The sequence below is a fragment of the Paenibacillus sp. CMAA1364 genome (assembly GCF_054373195.1).
This window is the reverse complement of sequence record NZ_JBITNB010000020.1, coordinates 44740-61089: the sequence shown is the minus strand read 5'-3', so window position 1 is coordinate 61089 and position 16350 is coordinate 44740. Positions and strand designations below refer to the sequence as shown.

The 16350-nt window shown below is 42.2% G+C and carries 17 protein-coding genes; all 17 read right to left on the bottom strand.

Features of this window, described 5'->3' with window-relative positions; genetic code table 11:
* Positions 1–182 precede the first annotated feature (182 nt).
* A complete protein-coding gene (lysS, locus tag ACH8E3_RS12205) occupies positions 183–1694 on the bottom strand; it encodes a lysine--tRNA ligase (RefSeq protein ID WP_458632914.1) in 1512 nt (503 codons plus the stop codon).
* Positions 1695–1804: 110 nt separating this feature from the next.
* Positions 1805–2281 carry a transcription elongation factor GreA gene (greA, locus tag ACH8E3_RS12200; protein WP_458632913.1) on the bottom strand — a complete coding sequence of 159 codons (477 nt, stop codon included), beginning with the start codon at positions 2279–2281 and terminating at the stop codon, positions 1805–1807.
* A 190-nt stretch (positions 2282–2471) separates the two neighbouring features.
* Positions 2472–3491: a tRNA dihydrouridine synthase DusB gene (gene dusB / locus ACH8E3_RS12195; protein WP_458632912.1), complete on the bottom strand. Its 1020-nt coding sequence runs from the start codon at positions 3489–3491 to the stop codon at positions 2472–2474.
* Between the two features lie 160 nt (positions 3492–3651).
* Positions 3652–3864: a helix-turn-helix domain-containing protein gene (locus ACH8E3_RS12190; protein ID WP_458632911.1), complete on the bottom strand. Its 213-nt coding sequence runs from the start codon at positions 3862–3864 to the stop codon at positions 3652–3654.
* The gene (gene folK / locus ACH8E3_RS12185) at positions 3816–4364 is read right to left on the bottom strand and encodes a 2-amino-4-hydroxy-6-hydroxymethyldihydropteridine diphosphokinase (protein ID WP_458632910.1); all 549 of its coding nucleotides are present in this window, start codon (positions 4362–4364) and stop codon (positions 3816–3818) included. The genes ACH8E3_RS12190 and folK overlap by 49 nt, the downstream gene beginning before the upstream one ends.
* A gap of 9 nt (positions 4365–4373) precedes the next feature.
* Positions 4374–4736 (bottom strand): dihydroneopterin aldolase, encoded by a 363-nt coding sequence (gene folB / locus ACH8E3_RS12180; RefSeq protein ID WP_458632909.1) that lies wholly within the window; start codon positions 4734–4736, stop codon positions 4374–4376.
* Positions 4737–4755: 19 nt separating this feature from the next.
* Positions 4756–5622, bottom strand: coding sequence for a dihydropteroate synthase (gene folP, locus ACH8E3_RS12175; RefSeq protein ID WP_458632908.1), 867 nt, complete (start codon positions 5620–5622; stop codon positions 4756–4758).
* Positions 5619–6506, bottom strand: coding sequence for an aminotransferase class IV (locus tag ACH8E3_RS12170; protein ID WP_458632907.1), 888 nt, complete (start codon positions 6504–6506; stop codon positions 5619–5621). Before ACH8E3_RS12170 ends, folP begins: the two co-directional genes overlap by 4 nt.
* Entirely contained in the window at positions 6503–7084 is a 582-nt protein-coding gene (gene pabA / locus ACH8E3_RS12165) for an aminodeoxychorismate/anthranilate synthase component II (RefSeq protein ID WP_458632906.1), read from the bottom strand. Before pabA ends, ACH8E3_RS12170 begins: the two co-directional genes overlap by 4 nt.
* A gap of 12 nt (positions 7085–7096) precedes the next feature.
* A complete protein-coding gene (locus tag ACH8E3_RS12160) occupies positions 7097–8638 on the bottom strand; it encodes an anthranilate synthase component I family protein (RefSeq protein ID WP_458632922.1) in 1542 nt (513 codons plus the stop codon).
* Between the two features lie 349 nt (positions 8639–8987).
* The gene (gene cysK / locus ACH8E3_RS12155) at positions 8988–9926 is read right to left on the bottom strand and encodes a cysteine synthase A (protein ID WP_458632905.1); all 939 of its coding nucleotides are present in this window, start codon (positions 9924–9926) and stop codon (positions 8988–8990) included.
* A gap of 244 nt (positions 9927–10170) precedes the next feature.
* Entirely contained in the window at positions 10171–11100 is a 930-nt protein-coding gene (locus tag ACH8E3_RS12150) for a peptidyl-prolyl cis-trans isomerase (RefSeq protein WP_458632904.1), read from the bottom strand.
* Positions 11101–11111: 11 nt separating this feature from the next.
* Positions 11112–11996, bottom strand: a complete 885-nt coding sequence (gene hslO, locus ACH8E3_RS12145; RefSeq protein ID WP_458632903.1) for an Hsp33 family molecular chaperone HslO — start codon at positions 11994–11996, stop codon at positions 11112–11114.
* Between the two features lie 63 nt (positions 11997–12059).
* Positions 12060–12827: a type III pantothenate kinase gene (locus ACH8E3_RS12140; RefSeq protein WP_458632902.1), complete on the bottom strand. Its 768-nt coding sequence runs from the start codon at positions 12825–12827 to the stop codon at positions 12060–12062.
* Complete coding sequence (gene nadC, locus ACH8E3_RS12135) at positions 12824–13699, bottom strand: carboxylating nicotinate-nucleotide diphosphorylase (protein WP_458632901.1); 876 nt, start codon at positions 13697–13699, stop codon at positions 12824–12826. The genes ACH8E3_RS12140 and nadC overlap by 4 nt, the downstream gene beginning before the upstream one ends.
* Complete coding sequence (nadB, locus tag ACH8E3_RS12130; protein WP_458632900.1) at positions 13689–15305, bottom strand: L-aspartate oxidase; 1617 nt, start codon at positions 15303–15305, stop codon at positions 13689–13691. The genes nadC and nadB overlap by 11 nt, the downstream gene beginning before the upstream one ends.
* Positions 15306–15344: 39 nt before the next feature.
* Positions 15345–16283 (bottom strand): quinolinate synthase NadA, encoded by a 939-nt coding sequence (gene nadA / locus ACH8E3_RS12125; protein ID WP_458632899.1) that lies wholly within the window; start codon positions 16281–16283, stop codon positions 15345–15347.
* Positions 16284–16350 lie beyond the last annotated feature (67 nt).

Here is a 16350-nt window from a genome sequence, read left to right as displayed (position 1 = left end):
TATTGTTTTAATGGCCGGAATAAGAATATATCACGTACAGATTATGATTGCAAGTCTTTTTTATTCTTTTTATAAAATGATACTTTCTTCACCTTTTATTATAGAAGAAACACCGATATTGCCTTCACTAGGAAGGACCACATCGGTGTCTCCATATGCCCAACTTCATATCCTTACTGTGATTAACGGTCCTTCAAAGGACGCATATGTGGAAATAATAGAACATCACGGATGGAAGCTGAATTCGTTAGAAGCATTACCAGACGATCAATCCCGATTCCAAGCCCACCTGTAGGTGGCATTCCATACTCTAGTGCCTGGATGAAGTCATCGTCCATATCGTGTGCTTCATCATTTCCTTGTTCACGTTCTAATAATTGAGATTCGAATCGTTGACGTTGATCAATAGGGTCATTCAATTCTGTAAATGCATTGGCATGTTCCCTAGCAACGATGAATAACTCGAAACGATCAGTAAACCTTGGATCTTCTGCATTTCGCTTCGCTAGAGGTGAAATCTCCACAGGATGACCCATGATGAAGGTTGGTTGGATCAAGGTCTCTTCAACAAACTCTTCAAAGAAAGCATTTAAGATATGCCCGAACTTGTTATGTGCTTCTACAGGCACTTTATGTTCTTTTGCCAGATTACGCGCTTCCTCGTCTGTCATATGAACGCCAAAGTCTACACCCGTTACTTCCTTAACTGCATCTACCATCGTGACACGACGCCAAGTTGGAGCTAAGTCTATTTCTTGACCTTGATAATCAATCTTAGTCTTACCTAGAACCTCCTGCGCAATATGTGCAACCATGTTCTCGGTTAGATTCATAATATCTTGATAATCTGCGTAAGCCTCATATAGCTCGATCATCGTAAATTCCGGGTTATGACGTGTAGACACCCCTTCATTACGATAAACACGTCCGATCTCATATACCTTCTCAAGTCCACCGACGATAAGACGTTTTAGATGCAGTTCTATCGCAATGCGCATATACATGTCCATATCTAAAGCGTTGTGATGTGTTAAAAATGGCTTAGCAGCCGCACCACCTGCGATAGTATGTAGTGTTGGTGTCTCTACTTCTAAATATCCGAGGGAATCTAGATAGCGACGCATTGATTGGATAATCCGTGAACGCGAGACAAACGTCTGCTGTACTTCAGGATTCATCATTAAGTCAACATAGCGTTGACGATAACGAAGTTCTACGTCTTTTAGACCATGATATTTATCAGGCAATGGATATAAAGATTTCGTAAGTATCTCTAAGTCATCTACCTTAATGGTTGTCTCACCTGTCTTTGTTTTAAACATTTTACCCGTTACCCCTATAATATCACCGAGGTCAAACAAACGAAAAGCATCAAACTTCGTTTCAGGTACCGAGTCTTGACGCACATAAATCTGTATTTTACCACTTAGATCTTGAATTTGAGCAAAAATAGCTTTACCCATACCACGCTTAGCCATGATACGACCCGCCACACTCACTTGCACCACTTCTTCTTCTAATTCTTCATTCGTGAATAAATCGTATTTAGCGACTAACTCACCAGCGTGGTGTGTTCTAGTATACTTTTTGCCAAATGGATCTAGTCCCATCCCTCGTAGCTCGTCCAATTTATTGCGACGAATCTGGAGCATCTCACTAAGTTCATTCTCTTGATTCACTATTTCTTCCGACATCCAATTTCATCTCCCTCATCTTCATTACACGAACTGACATGACATATATCTTTAAAAAAAAGCTCCCCATGACAGGAAGCCTTCTCAAACAATCCTCTTTTTATTAAATCTTATTTCCTAATATCAATGATTTCGTATTGGACAACACCCGCTGGAACGTTCACATCAACCACTGAACCCTTGGGCTTACCAAGAATAGCCTTACCCACTGGGCTTTCGTTAGATATTCTGTTATTCAGAGGATCTGACTCTGCAGTCCCTACGATAAGATACTCTAAGGTATCCCCGAATTCTAGATCCTTAACGATAACTGTAGCTCCGACACCAACAACATCCGTATTAATATCATCACTGTTAATAATACGTGCATTGCGCAACATTTTCTCAAGTGTAATGATTCTTCCCTCGATAAATGCTTGTTCATTCTTAGCATCTTCATACTCTGCGTTCTCGCTGATGTCACCATAACCAATAGCAATCTTTATCCGTTCAGCAATCTCACGACGCTTCACAGACTTAAGTTGTTCTAGCTCATCCTCTAGTCTTTTAAGACCTTCCTGTGTAAGAATAACCTCTTTATCGCTCATTAAACCGATTCTCCTGTCAATTAAATAGTATAAAATGTCCATATACTTATAAGTGTTACTATATGCATAATCTGAGGACGCAGAACATCCTCTGCTGCCAAAATTGTAGCTTAATTAGAATTTATACTGCAAAAGTATATGGCAACCATTTCAAAAAGTCAATGAAGTTTCCTCGGCTTACAGGTTATATTCAATTAACTGACGCTGTCACAGCTACTAAATCGTCGTCATTATCTTCTTGGTTTAGTGTTGCAACAAAGTCCTCCAGGATTCTCACCATTTCATCTCGTCTGGTTTCTTCCATAATTCCATCCTTTATTCGAGCGGACCCTCGTAAGCCTTTCAAATACCAAGATAAATGCTTACGCATTTCCTTAACAGCTATCCCTTCCCCTCTCATAGCGATTAAACGGTCCATGTGCAGGATGGCAATTCTAATCTTCTCTTCTGCTGTTGGGTCTGCGACCAGTTCCCCAGTCTGTAAATACTGTATCGTACGATATAACATCCATGGGTTGCCTAGTGCGCCTCGACCAATCATAACGCCATCACAGCCAGTTAACTCCAACATTCGACGTGCGTCTTCAGGCGTTACGATATCTCCATTTCCGATCACAGGGATAGATACTGCTTGCTTCACATCTCTAATAATGTCCCAGTTCGCATGACCTGTGTACAACTGCTCTCTCGTTCTACCATGGATACTGACCGCTTTACCGCCAGCACGTTCTACGGCTTGAGCATTCTCTATAGCATATATATGTTCACTATCCCATCCCGTACGCATCTTCACGGTTACAGGCTTATCTACGGCATCAACTACTGCAGCTACCATTTCATATATCTTTTTGGGATCTAGAAGCCAGCGTGCTCCTGCATCGACTTTGGTCACTTTGGGTGCTGGACATCCCATATTAATATCAATGATATCAGCGTTCGTCTCACGATCTACGACTTTAGCCGCTTCTACCAGTGAATTACGGTCCCCACCAAAAATTTGTAGGCTCAGCGGCTTCTCGCGATCATCAACGAAGAGCATTTCCTGTGTCCGCTTATTACCATGAACGATTGCTTTGCCGCTGACCATCTCAGCACATACTAACCCTGTGCCGAATTCTTTGGCAATTAATCGAAAGGCAGGATTACATACACCCGCCATAGGAGCAAGCACGACTTGATTCTTCATTTCTATATCGCCAATTTTTAGCATGTTAGATCCCCTAAGAGTTTTTATTGTGTTACTTCTAGATTTACTTCTTAAAAACTCACTTCGAAAGCATATGCTCTGAGTTTTTATTGTGTTACTTCTAGATTTACTTCTTAAAAACTCACCTCGAAAGCATAGGCTCTGAGTTTTTATTGTGTTACTTCTAGATTTTTACGTTATTCGTCAGATCCTCAACCGTAATTCCTAAGGAATCTGCAATTTTATTTAAAATTTGAACTTCCACGTGCCGATTGCCACGTTCAATTTCTCCTAATATAACAAGCGATACACCCATCTCAGATGCCAGTTGTTGCTGCGTGTAACCTTTTAACTTTCTGAAGGCACGGATCCGGGAAGCCAATTGTAAGTTCTCCATAGCAGTATCCCTTCCTTTCCATCTAGCCTCTCAAGTGCTGACTTAATGACAGTATATAAACCAGTGGATTCCTCCATCGAAACAATATCATTTAATGGAACAAGAACAAATGCACGTTCTGCCATGCGAGGGTGTGGCAGAATAAGATCCGTTGTAGATTCAATTAACCCTTCCATCCACAGTAGATCTAGATCAACTGTCCGAGGACCCCAATGAATATGACGTACACGTCCTAATTCACGTTCTATCCCTTGCATCACCTGCAAAAGTGAATGTGGTTCTAAATCCGTCTCGACCGTGATTGCCATATTGAGGAAGCTAGGTTGGTCTACATAACCTACAGGCTCCGTCTCATATAGATGCGACGATCGCAGGACGTTGATTCGAGAATGTGCGTGCAGTCGCTCTATGGCTTCCATTAGCGTACCCTCTCGATCTCCCAAATTAGCGCCTAAAGCAATATAAGCCTCTGATCGCTCAGAGGTGAAATGTGATTTCATGATGGGCTCTCACTTCCTTGTTCTGAACAGCTCCACCGTTACACCTTGAAAGTGAATATCAAACGGAGGATGCGGTTTGGTCACTTTGACCGTCAATGCACAGATACTAGTATAAGTGTCTAATAACGATGATGCAATCACTTCTCCTAAAGCTTCGATTAATTGGAAGGATCTGTTCTCAACGATGTCTTTGACACTTTTATGTACTTCAGCATAATTAACCGTCTTCGTTAAGTCATCCGTTTCCCCCGCTTCGCGCAGATCTATTTCCATCTCTAAATCAATATAGTAACGTTGACCAAGCTTTCTCTCTTCTTCAAATACACCGTGATATCCGTAGTACTCCATTCGATGCATAACCATTTTATCCATCTACTTCATCGCCCCTATCCTACAATTTATGTACTATATTGGATCCTGCCGATCCATACAACATGGCGTCGCACATTTGAACGGTTCGTTTTATAGCAGCTACATCATGTACACGAACAATCTGACAACCTTGTGCAATACCAAAGGCGACAGTAGCTGCTGTGCCTTCAACAATATCATCCACAGGTAAATCTAGTGCGGTGCGAATGAACTTCTTACGTGATGTTGCAAGCAACACCGGATATCCAAGATTAGATAGTGTATCAAGCCCCATCATCACTTGTATATTGTCATCATAATCTTTTGCAAAACCTATACCGGGGTCAACCATAATATTGTCTTTATGTACACCTGCTTGAAGAGCTAAATCGATACTATCTTGTAGATCTTGAATAACATTCTCGATCAAGTTGGTGTATTTCTGGTCATGGCGGTTATGCATCAGAATGATAGGAACTGCAAGTTCTGCCACCGTTGATAACATCTCTGGATCCCCAACTCCCCTCCAAATATCATTGATGATATGGGCTCCAGCTTGAATGGCTTGTCGAGCAACGCAAGCTTTATACGTATCCACCGATATTGGAATATGTGGGGCGGCTTGATGAATGGCTTTAATGACAGGAATAACACGAGCCAATTCCTCCTTCATCCCCACTTGCGTTGACCCAGGTCTAGTAGACTCTCCGCCTATATCAATTAGATCTGCTCCGTCCGCTATCATCTGAAGCGCATGTTGAACAGCCAGTTCTGTATTCATGTATTGTCCGCCATCCGAGAATGAATCGGGTGTAACATTCAATATACCCATGATTAATGTCGACTGACCTAATCTTAATTGCGTTGGTCCACAGGAATACGTACGGTCATAAATGGTTGTTCTCATAGATGAATTCCTGCCTTCTGTCGATAAAGTTGTAAAAGCTTGCGTGTTATCGGACCAACCTTACCGTCCCGGATGGTGATGCAAGTACCGTTTTCTAATAGAAGTGACGTTACTGGAATTAGCTCTTGAATCGAACTAGTCATCCATATCTCATCCGCATTTGCTAAGTCTGCCCAAGAATACCAGCCTTCCTCGCAATCTAGACCCTCGTGCTGAGCTAATTGCAATACGAGTTCCCTTGTAATTCCGGGTAGTATGCCGGTATTTATATGTGGTGTATAAATCGTTTCTTCCCGCACAAAAAACACATTGCTTACGATCCCCTCAGCGATAACTCCCTCGGCATTCAACATCAGCCCTTCGGCTTGATACTGGGTTGCTGATGGATAACTCATCAATTCCCGCTTCGCTATAATGTTATTCATGTAATGCAATGACTTCAGACGTATGGGTCCCTCAGGTGTATTGCGAGGCGTAGAAAGTCTTTGCAATCCTTTGCCATGAATATATAGATCCGGGTCGGGTTTTGGAAGTTCTTTTACCATAAGGATATGTGTAGGGTTACTGTATTCCTTGGCTGGCAACCCCAGCATATCTTCACCCGCACTGATCGTGTATCGAATATAAGCCTCTTGTAATCCGTTAGCCTTCATCACATCCGCAATCCAAGTAGCAGTTGCATCTATATCTTTGTCATACTGAATCCCAAGGTACCTACATCCCTCAGATATCCTTGTTAAGTGTCGATCTAATAAAAAGGGGATGCCATGGTAAGTACGAAATGTCTCAAAAAGACCCATACCATAGAGCAGTCCATGATCCATCACAGATACCCGTGCATCTATATCTCGAACAATATCGAAATTCATGCCAATGAAGTTCATGCCTTCTGTACAGATGATTGCTCTAAGAAGTTACGTAGTATCTGTAATCCATGATCTGTAATGATTGACTCCGGATGGAATTGAACACCTTCAATAGCGTATTCTTTATGACGTAACCCCATAATTTCTCCTTCTTCAGTCTCAGCAGTAATCTCTAAACAATCTGGTAAGCTCTCCCGCTCTACGATTAACGAATGATATCTAGTTGCCGTAAAAGGTGAGGGTAATCCTGCAAATACGGATGTTCCACCATGAAGTATGGGTGAGGTCTTGCCATGCATTAAACGCTCTGCACGTATGACCTTGCCGCCAAAGGCTTGTCCTATCGCTTGATGCCCTAAGCACACACCAAATATCGGAATGATTCCTTTAAAGTGTTCAATCGTCTCCAGACTAATCCCTGCCTCGTTCGGTGTACAAGGCCCCGGAGATAATAGGATATAATCTGGTGCCAGCTCTCTAATGCCTGCAATATCAATCTCATCATTGCGATAGACCTTTACCTCTTGACCCAATTCACCTAAATACTGAACCAAGTTATAAGTAAAGGAGTCGTAGTTATCCAGCACTAATATCATTTCATATCCCCCTTATACATGCTTTACAGCTGTTTCCTCTTCACTACATAATACGGCCTTGATCATCGCCTTTGCCTTGTTATGGCATTCCCGATATTCCCGATATGGATCGGAGTCTACCACGATACCCGCTCCAGCTTGAATATATCCCTTACCATCTTGTATGGCCAATGTACGTATAATAATATTTAATTCCATATTACCATTATAGTCAATCCATCCCATAGACCCTGTATACGGACCACGACGCACAGGCTCAAGTTCCTCAATGATCTCCATCGTTCGGATTTTGGGCGCACCTGTGATCGTTCCCCCAGGAAATAGAGCCGCAATCACTTCATATACACCCTTACCTGACGCTACCTTTCCCTCTACCTGGGATACAAGATGCATCACATGAGAGTAATATTCGATCGTCATGAACTCGGGGACATGCACAGAACCATATGCAGCTATACGTCCGATGTCATTACGTTCCAGATCGACTAACATGATATGCTCGGCACGTTCCTTCTCATTCATCATAAGCTCGGAAGCCATCGCTTCATCCTCAATAACCGTATTGCCCCTTCGTCTTGTTCCAGCAATGGGTCGAGCACTTACCTTGTCCTTCTCCAATTTCACGAGCAATTCAGGAGATCCGCTAACTAACGAGAAGTCAGGTGATCTAAGCATTCCCATATAGGGAGATGGATTTAACAAACGAAGCCATTCATATATTTGCTCAGGTGAAGAGTGTAATTCAACCTCCTGGCGAAGGGACAGATTCACTTGGAAGACATCACCTTGCCTAATATATTCTTGAATGCGTAGGACAGCCTTTTCAAAGGACTCTTGGGAGAATCCCGATAACATGCCTGGCCACAGCTGCTGAGCAGACTTATCTAACGATTGACTCTGTTCCATTTCCTCAAATACCTTCAATTGTTCCAATCGCTGATTGCGTTCTACCGCTCCATGGCTATCTTGTTCGGTGTTGCACGCAATAAAGGAATGCCAACTATTCATCATCGCCGCCGCTCTAAGCTCAGCTTTCTTATACAATGCAGCCAGCGAGGCGTAGTCGCTACCTGCGTTTTCCTTACTTATTGGCAAATGTACCGCGCACGTAACTATTTGCTCGTGATGATCATAAATCCATACTTCATCCATTCTCATCCATATATAATCGGGAATGGATGGGTTATCTTCTGCCACTGTTGGGAGCCTCTCCAGAGTACGAGCAACATCGTATCCAATAAAGCCGACACAACCTCCTACAAAAGGTGGACATTGCTCATGGTCCATCCGGGGGGAATGATATGGTGCCATCCATTGCTTGATAAGTTGAAGCGGATCTCCGGACACTTTGTCATTCTCACCGGAACAAAGATGTAAGATATTTGCGTCCGTATCCTTACCCGTGATAACTGACTCAGGTCTAATACCCAAATAGGTATACCGTCCACCCTTGCCACTCTCTAGCACAACAGCATAAGGCGATGCCGATTCCCAGGCACTTGTCCATGTCAATGGCAGAGCTTGACACTTCATCTGAACAAGATAAGGTAGCATACTCCACCCTTCCGTCGACCACTGCTCCCATTGCACCAATGGAGTTATTACATTTGAAGCCACCTTATCATCTCCTAAAAGTTCTTTTTATAGCGTTACATCATGCTTTACTTCGTAAAAAGGACTTGCATCGAAAGCATATGCTTAGCTTTTTTGAATTTAGTTCAACCTACATATGACACTTCTTAAAAAGCTTGCTTCGGAAGCATATGCTTAGTCCTTTTTATAGCGTTACATCATGCTTTTTATCATTATTGTATCTAATCTATTGATATTATCAATAGAAAACCCCTATTGGCAATATAGCGCAATAGGGGTTTAGCTGATTCGTACACTCTAAGGGATTAGATTAGCCCTCGAAATTGTAAAGCGGTGTACTTAGGTAGCGTTCACCATTACTAGGAATAATAACAACGATACGTTTTCCTTTTCCTAATTGTTTCGCAACTTTAAGTGCAGCAGCTACAGCAGCGCCTGAAGAAATCCCGGATAGAATACCCTCTTCTGTAGCTACGCGACGTGCATATTCAAAGGCTTCTTCATTCTCGATATGAATGATCTCATCATATATATCTTGATTAAGGATTTCCGGGATAAAGTTAGCACCTAATCCTTGAATTTTGTGTGGTCCTGGCTTACCGCCTGCTAAGATTGGTGAAGCAGCTGGCTCTACAGCATAGATCTTAATATCCGGGTATTGTTGCTTCAGAACTTCTCCAGCGCCCGTAATTGTACCGCCTGTTCCGATTCCTGCAACAAAGGCATCCAAAGTGCCCCCGATAGACTCAATCGCTTCCACAATCTCTGGTCCTGTAGTCTCACGGTGAATCTTCACGTTCGCTAAGTTCTTAAATTGCTCTGCCATGAAATAGCTAGGGTTCTCCTTCACGATATCCTCAGCTTTACTAACAGCACCATTCATACCTTCGGATCCTGGCGTTAGGATAAGCTCTGCACCATAAGCGCGCAATAGATTGCGGCGCTCTAAGCTCATAGTCTCAGGCATTACAATAACTGACTTATATCCTTTAGCTGCGGCTACCATAGCCAACCCAATTCCTGTGTTACCACTTGTAGCTTCAACAATAGTGCCACCTGGCTTAAGACTACCATCTCGCTCTGCTTCTTCTACAATACTGATTGCAATACGATCCTTCACACTGGAACCTGGATTCTGATACTCTAATTTGAGGTAGATCTCAGCACTGTCTTCAGATACTAAACGATTTAAGCGAACTAGCGGTGTTCCTCCAATTAACTCTGTTACATTATTTACGACTTTTGCCATGGATAAGCCCTCCCGAGGATATTTTTAGATGTTTCTGTACCATTCAAGTCATTAGATTTTTATGTTTTATGTCTTTTTTGTTAATCCGAGTAATTCAGTAGGTATTTAGTAACATCATATTATCAAACTATTTAGTCCCTTGTCAACACACTATATAAAAAATACTTTACTAACAGTTATCATAAACTGTAAAGCAAAGTATTCCACAAAAGAACACAGTTATTAACTGTTGTATTAAACATGTTTAGGTTGAAGGAATATACACCAACATCCTAGCTTGGTATTTCTCCCTTAAGATATCTTCTAACTGGGTAAGGGGCATGGCTTTATTTAAAGCAAGCTGTTTGGCAATGGATTGGCGGATGAATTCTATCTCCTCTTGCTCTTCCACAATCGTATCGATTAGCTGAATAATGACATAATCATCATCCCATTGAAATGGACCTGCAATGTCATTCATGTTCATTGTACCAGCTGCACTGAGCATCTCTTGCGGCAAAAATGGATCGTTCGATTCCACTGCCCCTATTCTCCCGCCTATGTCACGACTGCTAGCATCTATTGAGAATTGGCTTGCCATCTCATTGAAGTCTGCTCCTTGATCGAGCTCATTCAATATTTCATCAGCATCCTTCTGGCTTGTTACTTTAATAACAGCTAGTTGAAACTGTTTACGCGCTTCGAACTGGTCTTTATTCTCCTCATAATACTGCTCTATCTCTTCATCCGTAATCACAATATCTGATATGGCGATACGCTCTAACGTTAACCTATATCTCATCTCCATCATAACATCTTCAGGTGAAAGACTTAGTTGTGTCTCCATCTCATGATAATAGGATTCTTCAGAATCATAACCCATGATATCTTTCTTCAACTTCCTCAAGACTTCATCTGATGAGATATCAATATCTAATGCCTTCGCTTCTTCATACACCGCTTTACGGTTCAACATATGAACCAATACATCATAACCATGCTTACGTTTTAGTTCTACTAGCCATTCTTGCTCAGAAATCGACTCTTGCTTAAAAAGGGCTACGGCATCATTTGTTCGTCGCTGTGATGTATCTGTTTTATGAAGTCCGCGAATCACAATCAACGATCCCATGATGAGGACACTAATTCCTAACATCACAATGACGCCTAGTAGCCATCTTTCTCTTGTATTCATTCTCATCATCTCTAAAGAGCGAGTTGTTGCATAATTTGTTGAAGCTCTACTTTATTAAAAGAAAATGCTTCATTACAGAAATGACATACGACTTCAGCCTGCCCATCTTCTGCAATGATCTGTTCAATCTCGCTTTGTCCTAGACTAATAAGTGTCTTTTCCACGCGATCCTTCGAACATTGACATTGGAAACGTATATCCATTTCTTCTAGAATCTCTGCATCTGGTAGCAATCGATGAAGCATTTCCTCCAAATCCAACCCTTGGTCCATTAGTGAGGTAATTGGGGGAAATGTGCTTACGGCTTTTTCAACCACTGTAATCTCGTCATCATGAAGACCAGGCATAAGTTGGATAATGAAACCTCCAGCTTCCATGACCTCATTATTTGTACCTACCAATACCCCTAACCCCACAGCAGAGGGCGTCTGTTCTGATGCAGCGAAATAATAAGTCATATCTTCTGCAATCTCACCTGAAATGATCGGGGTACTACCTGTATAACATTCCTTCAGTCCCTGATCCTTGATTACGTGAATAAACCCAGTAGTTCCAACTGCGCCTGCGACATCAAGCTTACCCAAGCTATTACTGGGTAGATGAACATGTGGATGTGTTACATAACCTCTAATATCACCTATTGCATTAGCTTCAACGACAATATGACCGATCGGTCCATCGCCTTTGACCTGAATATTTAATTTTTCCTTGCCTTTGAGCATAGCACCCATCATCGCTCCAGCTGTTAATGTTCTACCCATAGCAGCTGTAGCTGTTGGCCATGTATCATGTCTTGATCGAAGTTCATCTACAAGGTTGGTCGTTTGCACCATGAATACGCGAACACGACCATTCATAGCTGTTCCTCGGATCAAGCGATCCTTTCTGTTATCCATGTTGTCATAACCCCCTAGTTAGTCGTTATCATAACCCTATTCTTTTTAAGCATCTAATAAGTCTCATTGGTTCTTATAGTAAATAATACGCAATCCTTCAAGGGTAAGCATTTCTTCTACCTCATGTATTGATGTCGTCTCACTGGCGATCAATTCCGCCATGCCTCCTGTAGCAATAACCTTTAGATTTGGCGCGTTCATCTCGATCTTTATTCTTGCTATAATGCCATCCACTTGACCAGCATAGCCAAATATAATACCTGATTGCATGGCATGTATCGTATTACGGCCGATCACCTTTTTAGGTTTCTCAAGCTCTATCCGTGGCAATTTCGATGCCCTTTGATACAGCGCTTCGGTTGAGATACCTATCCCAGGGACGATGGCACCTCCAAGGTAATTACTCTCCTGATCTATACAATCAAATGTGGTGGCCGTACCGAAATCAACTACAACCAATGGCCCCTTATATTTATTAACAGCAGCTACGGCATTGACGATGCGGTCAGCACCCACTTCTCTAGGGTTCTCATAACGTAAGTTCAAGCCCGTCTTAATTCCTGGACCAACGACTAATGGTACGATATTCATATACTTCTGACACATATCCTCAAACACATGAACCAATGGCGGTACAACAGAGGATACAATTACACCTTCTATTTCATCAATTGAAATAGTAGACATTCTGAATAGATTAAAAATCATCACACCTAACTCATCCACTGTAGATTGACGTAATGTACTCAGACGGAAATGGTGTGCTAACTCCATATTCTTGTAGATGCCTAATACGATGTTCGTATTGCCTATGTCAACAACAAGAATCATGACCCTTGACCCTCCTTCTTGGCATTGAGATCAAGACTAATATCTAAACTGTTGAAGGAATATGTTAGTTGGCCTACCGAGATAATATCTATGCCACAAGAAGCCATTCCATGAATAGTCTCTAGTGATACATTCCCAGAAGCCTCAATCTTGATGTGTGGTGCTGTGGAACGAATGGCTTTTACAGCCTTTTTCATAAGCGTGGTACTCATATTGTCCAACATAATAATATCAGCCCCAGCTTCAATCGCCTCGTTCACTTGTTCAAAATTCTCTGTTTCCACTTCTATGGTCATGGTGTGTGGAATATGTGCTCTTGCACGGCTCACTGCTTGCGCTATACTACCTGCACCTTTTATATGGTTATCCTTAATCATCACAGCATCATATAGCCCAAATCGATGGTTCGCACCACCTCCAACCCGTACGGCATACTTCTCTAGCATGCGGTGACCTGGCGTTGTCTTACGTGTATCTACAAGACGAGTTGGTAACCCTTGAAGAGCCTTCACGAAGGCTTGTGTCTTCGTAGCTATACCGGACAGTCGTTGCAATAGGTTTAGAGCAATTCGCTCACCTGTAAGAATGCTATGTGTACTTCCTTCTACCTCTGCAAGTATGGTTCCTTTGCTAATCCATTCCCCTTCATTCACATGGGCTACGAATGAAAGCGATGGGTCTACAATCTGAAATACGAGTTCTACCAACGGAATACCTGCTATAATACCATCTTCTTTGGCATGAATAATCCCTTTAGACAGATGTCCTTGAGGTATTGTTGAAAGTGAGGTAATGTCGCCTGAACCTACATCTTCTCTTAACCATTGACGAATCGAATCCACTAGGCTTTCATTGTATCCATTAAACATCATCACTATGCTCCTCCACAATCTCATGCTTATGTCTTTGTATTAGATGCTTCTGCCAATTCTGATCATCACGATCTGGATAATCAGACCGATAATGTGCGCCTCGGCTTTCTTTACGTGCTAGAGCAGCCTGGGTAATTAGTAGTGAACATGTAAGCATATTTGCAAACTCAAATTCTTCCCTTTTGAATAATTTCGATTGGAGAACGGGTAAATGACGATGCAGCTCTTCTAGCCCCTTCACCAGCAACTCCTCCGTGCGACGTAGTCCTGCATTTCGCACCATGGCCTTTTGGAGTTTCAACCGCCGTTCTTTCATTGGTTCTGTATTCGTGTCCACTCGATTATATTCTACCACGAGCGGAACGCTAGACCAATTCAGTGCAGGCAACTCCTTTACTCTACTTACAATCTGATGACCAAACACCAGTGCTTCTGTTAATGAATTACTTGCTAGACGATTGGCACCATGTACCCCTGTAGAAGAGGATTCCCCGCATGCAAACAGTCTAGATATGTTACTCTCTCCACATAGGTCAGTCTGAACTCCGCCCATTATATAATGAGCAGCAGGAGCTACAGGTATCCAATCTGTTGTCATATCCAATCCATATTTCATACACGTCTCCATAATGTTAGGAAATCGACGTTTAATGAATTCTGGTGCCTCATGGGTCATATCCAAATATACAAACGTTGATTGTGTCTCTTCCATTTCGCTAACAATTGCCCTTGCTACAATATCGCGTGGAGCGAGTTCAAGCATCTCATGATATTTGAACATAAACGGCTCGCCTTTAATATTTCGTAGAATCGCACCTTCGCCACGTACAGCTTCCGATATAAGAAACCGTGGAGCCTCAGGATAACATAAGGCAGTAGGATGAAATTGAAGAAACTCCATATCCCTAATCTTAGCTCCTGCACGGTACGCCATAGCAATACCGTCGGAAGTGGCTACTTCGGGATTAGTCGTGTATCGGTATAATTGACCCGATCCACCGGAACATAGAATGGTTGCATCTGCTTGTACAAAGACACGCTTGCCTTCTGGTGTCTGTACTAATACACCTACACATACCTCTTCATCGGTGATGATATCTAGCGCGAAATGATAATCCCACACCTGAATGTTTGGACTTTTTTTCACTTGCTCAGATAAGGCTCTGACAATCTCGGAACCTGTTGCATCTCCATTCGCATGTAGAATACGTCTATGACTATGAGCACCTTCTTGTGTAAGTGCTAATTCGCCATCATCCTCATCAAAGGTCGTACCAAGCTTCATAAGCTCTCTAACGCCAATTGAGCCTTGGTTCACAAGGATATCGACTGCTGAAGATGAACAAAGACCAGCCCCCGCAAGCAGCGTGTCCTGCCGATGGGAAGCTGGTGAATCATCCTCTGAAATAACCGCTGCAATTCCACCTTGTGCATAACGTGTGTTGCTTTCCTCTAGAGGACCCTTGGTAATTATGATTACTTGTTGATTCTCAGCTAACTTAATCGCTGTGAATAACCCGGAAATACCAGATCCGATGACAATAACATCCGTACTTACCTTAGGTAAACTTTCTAGATTGAAATCTACCAAATATCGTGGAATCATAGTGTTGTTCACCTATCTTAAGAGAAGGAGTAGCGCATGCTACTTAACCTGTAACATGCGCTCTAGGGAAACTCTGGCCTTTTCAGCAACTGCTGGAGGTACATAGATTTGAGGCTTCATGGTCTCCAGACACTTCACAAGCTTTTTCAGATTGTTCACTTTCATATTAGGACATACTAGGAACTTCGTAGCAAAGTGAAAGGTCTTATCTGGACTATCCAATCGAAGCTGATAACCTGTGCCATCCTCCGTACCAACAATAAATTGCTTCACATCGGACGTTCTGCAGTATTCTAGAATAGCTGTCGTACTGCCTACGAAATCACCTAATTCTACGACTTCAGGTCGGCATTCTGGATGTACGACAAAAAGAGCATCAGGATATTTAGCTTTCATCTCATAAACATCTTTCACGGTCAACATATCATGTGTATTACAATAACCTTCCCAAATAATTAACTTCTTGTCTGTATGTTGTTGAACATAATGGCCTAAATTCTTATCTGGAACCCAAATAATCTCATCGGAATCCACAGATTGAATGACTCTCACGGCATTCGCTGAAGTACAACAAATATCCGTCTCTGCCTTGATCTCTGCAGAAGAGTTAATATAAGTAACGACCTTTGCATTGGGATGCTGTGCCTTTAACTTACGAAGGCCCTCCACATTCACCATATCTGCCATAGGGCAACCTGCCCGTTCATCAGGTATCAATACCGTCTTATTCGGTGCAAGTATCTTTGCACTTTCGCCCATGAAATGGACACCACAGAAAACAATGACTTCAGCATCGGTTTCTGCAGCCTTTTGTGCAAGAAGAAAGGAATCCCCTCTAAAGTCAGCTACCTCTTGGATTTCATCTCGTTGATAATAATGAGCTAAGATAATCGCATTACGTTCTTTCTTTAGTTCCATAAGTCTTTCTGTTAATTCTTTATTCTGTTGCGCCTTACGTTCTAATGCGAGAGCTTCCACGTTTCTTCCCCCCAATTATATATCTATATAAATATCATCATTTGGCTAATTGACGTTATTTTTTATC

Bases quoted from the DNA above. Each gene is read 5' to 3' on its own strand.
- ACH8E3_RS12170 (WP_458632907.1), bottom strand. From the start codon at position 6,506: ATGAACTTCATTGGCATGAATTTCGATATTGTTCGAGATATAGATGCA.
- hslO (WP_458632903.1), bottom strand. From the start codon at position 11,996: ATGGATAACAGAAAGGATCGCTTGATCCGAGGAACAGCTATGAATGGT.
- pabA (WP_458632906.1), bottom strand. From the start codon at position 7,084: ATGATATTAGTGCTGGATAACTACGACTCCTTTACTTATAACTTGGTT.
- folP (WP_458632908.1), bottom strand. From the start codon at position 5,622: ATGAGAACAACCATTTATGACCGTACGTATTCCTGTGGACCAACGCAA.
- ACH8E3_RS12150 (WP_458632904.1), bottom strand. From the start codon at position 11,100: ATGAATACAAGAGAAAGATGGCTACTAGGCGTCATTGTGATGTTAGGA.
- cysK (WP_458632905.1), bottom strand. From the start codon at position 9,926: ATGGCAAAAGTCGTAAATAATGTAACAGAGTTAATTGGAGGAACACCG.
- ACH8E3_RS12160 (WP_458632922.1), bottom strand. From the start codon at position 8,638: ATGCTACCTTATCTTGTTCAGATGAAGTGTCAAGCTCTGCCATTGACA.
- dusB (WP_458632912.1), bottom strand. From the start codon at position 3,491: ATGCTAAAAATTGGCGATATAGAAATGAAGAATCAAGTCGTGCTTGCT.
- folK (WP_458632910.1), bottom strand. From the start codon at position 4,364: ATGAAATCACATTTCACCTCTGAGCGATCAGAGGCTTATATTGCTTTA.
- lysS (WP_458632914.1), bottom strand. From the start codon at position 1,694: ATGTCGGAAGAAATAGTGAATCAAGAGAATGAACTTAGTGAGATGCTC.
- ACH8E3_RS12190 (WP_458632911.1), bottom strand. From the start codon at position 3,864: ATGGAGAACTTACAATTGGCTTCCCGGATCCGTGCCTTCAGAAAGTTA.
- folB (WP_458632909.1), bottom strand. From the start codon at position 4,736: ATGGATAAAATGGTTATGCATCGAATGGAGTACTACGGATATCACGGT.
- ACH8E3_RS12140 (WP_458632902.1), bottom strand. From the start codon at position 12,827: ATGATTCTTGTTGTTGACATAGGCAATACGAACATCGTATTAGGCATC.
- nadC (WP_458632901.1), bottom strand. From the start codon at position 13,699: ATGATGTTTAATGGATACAATGAAAGCCTAGTGGATTCGATTCGTCAA.
- greA (WP_458632913.1), bottom strand. From the start codon at position 2,281: ATGAGCGATAAAGAGGTTATTCTTACACAGGAAGGTCTTAAAAGACTA.
- nadB (WP_458632900.1), bottom strand. From the start codon at position 15,305: ATGATTCCACGATATTTGGTAGATTTCAATCTAGAAAGTTTACCTAAG.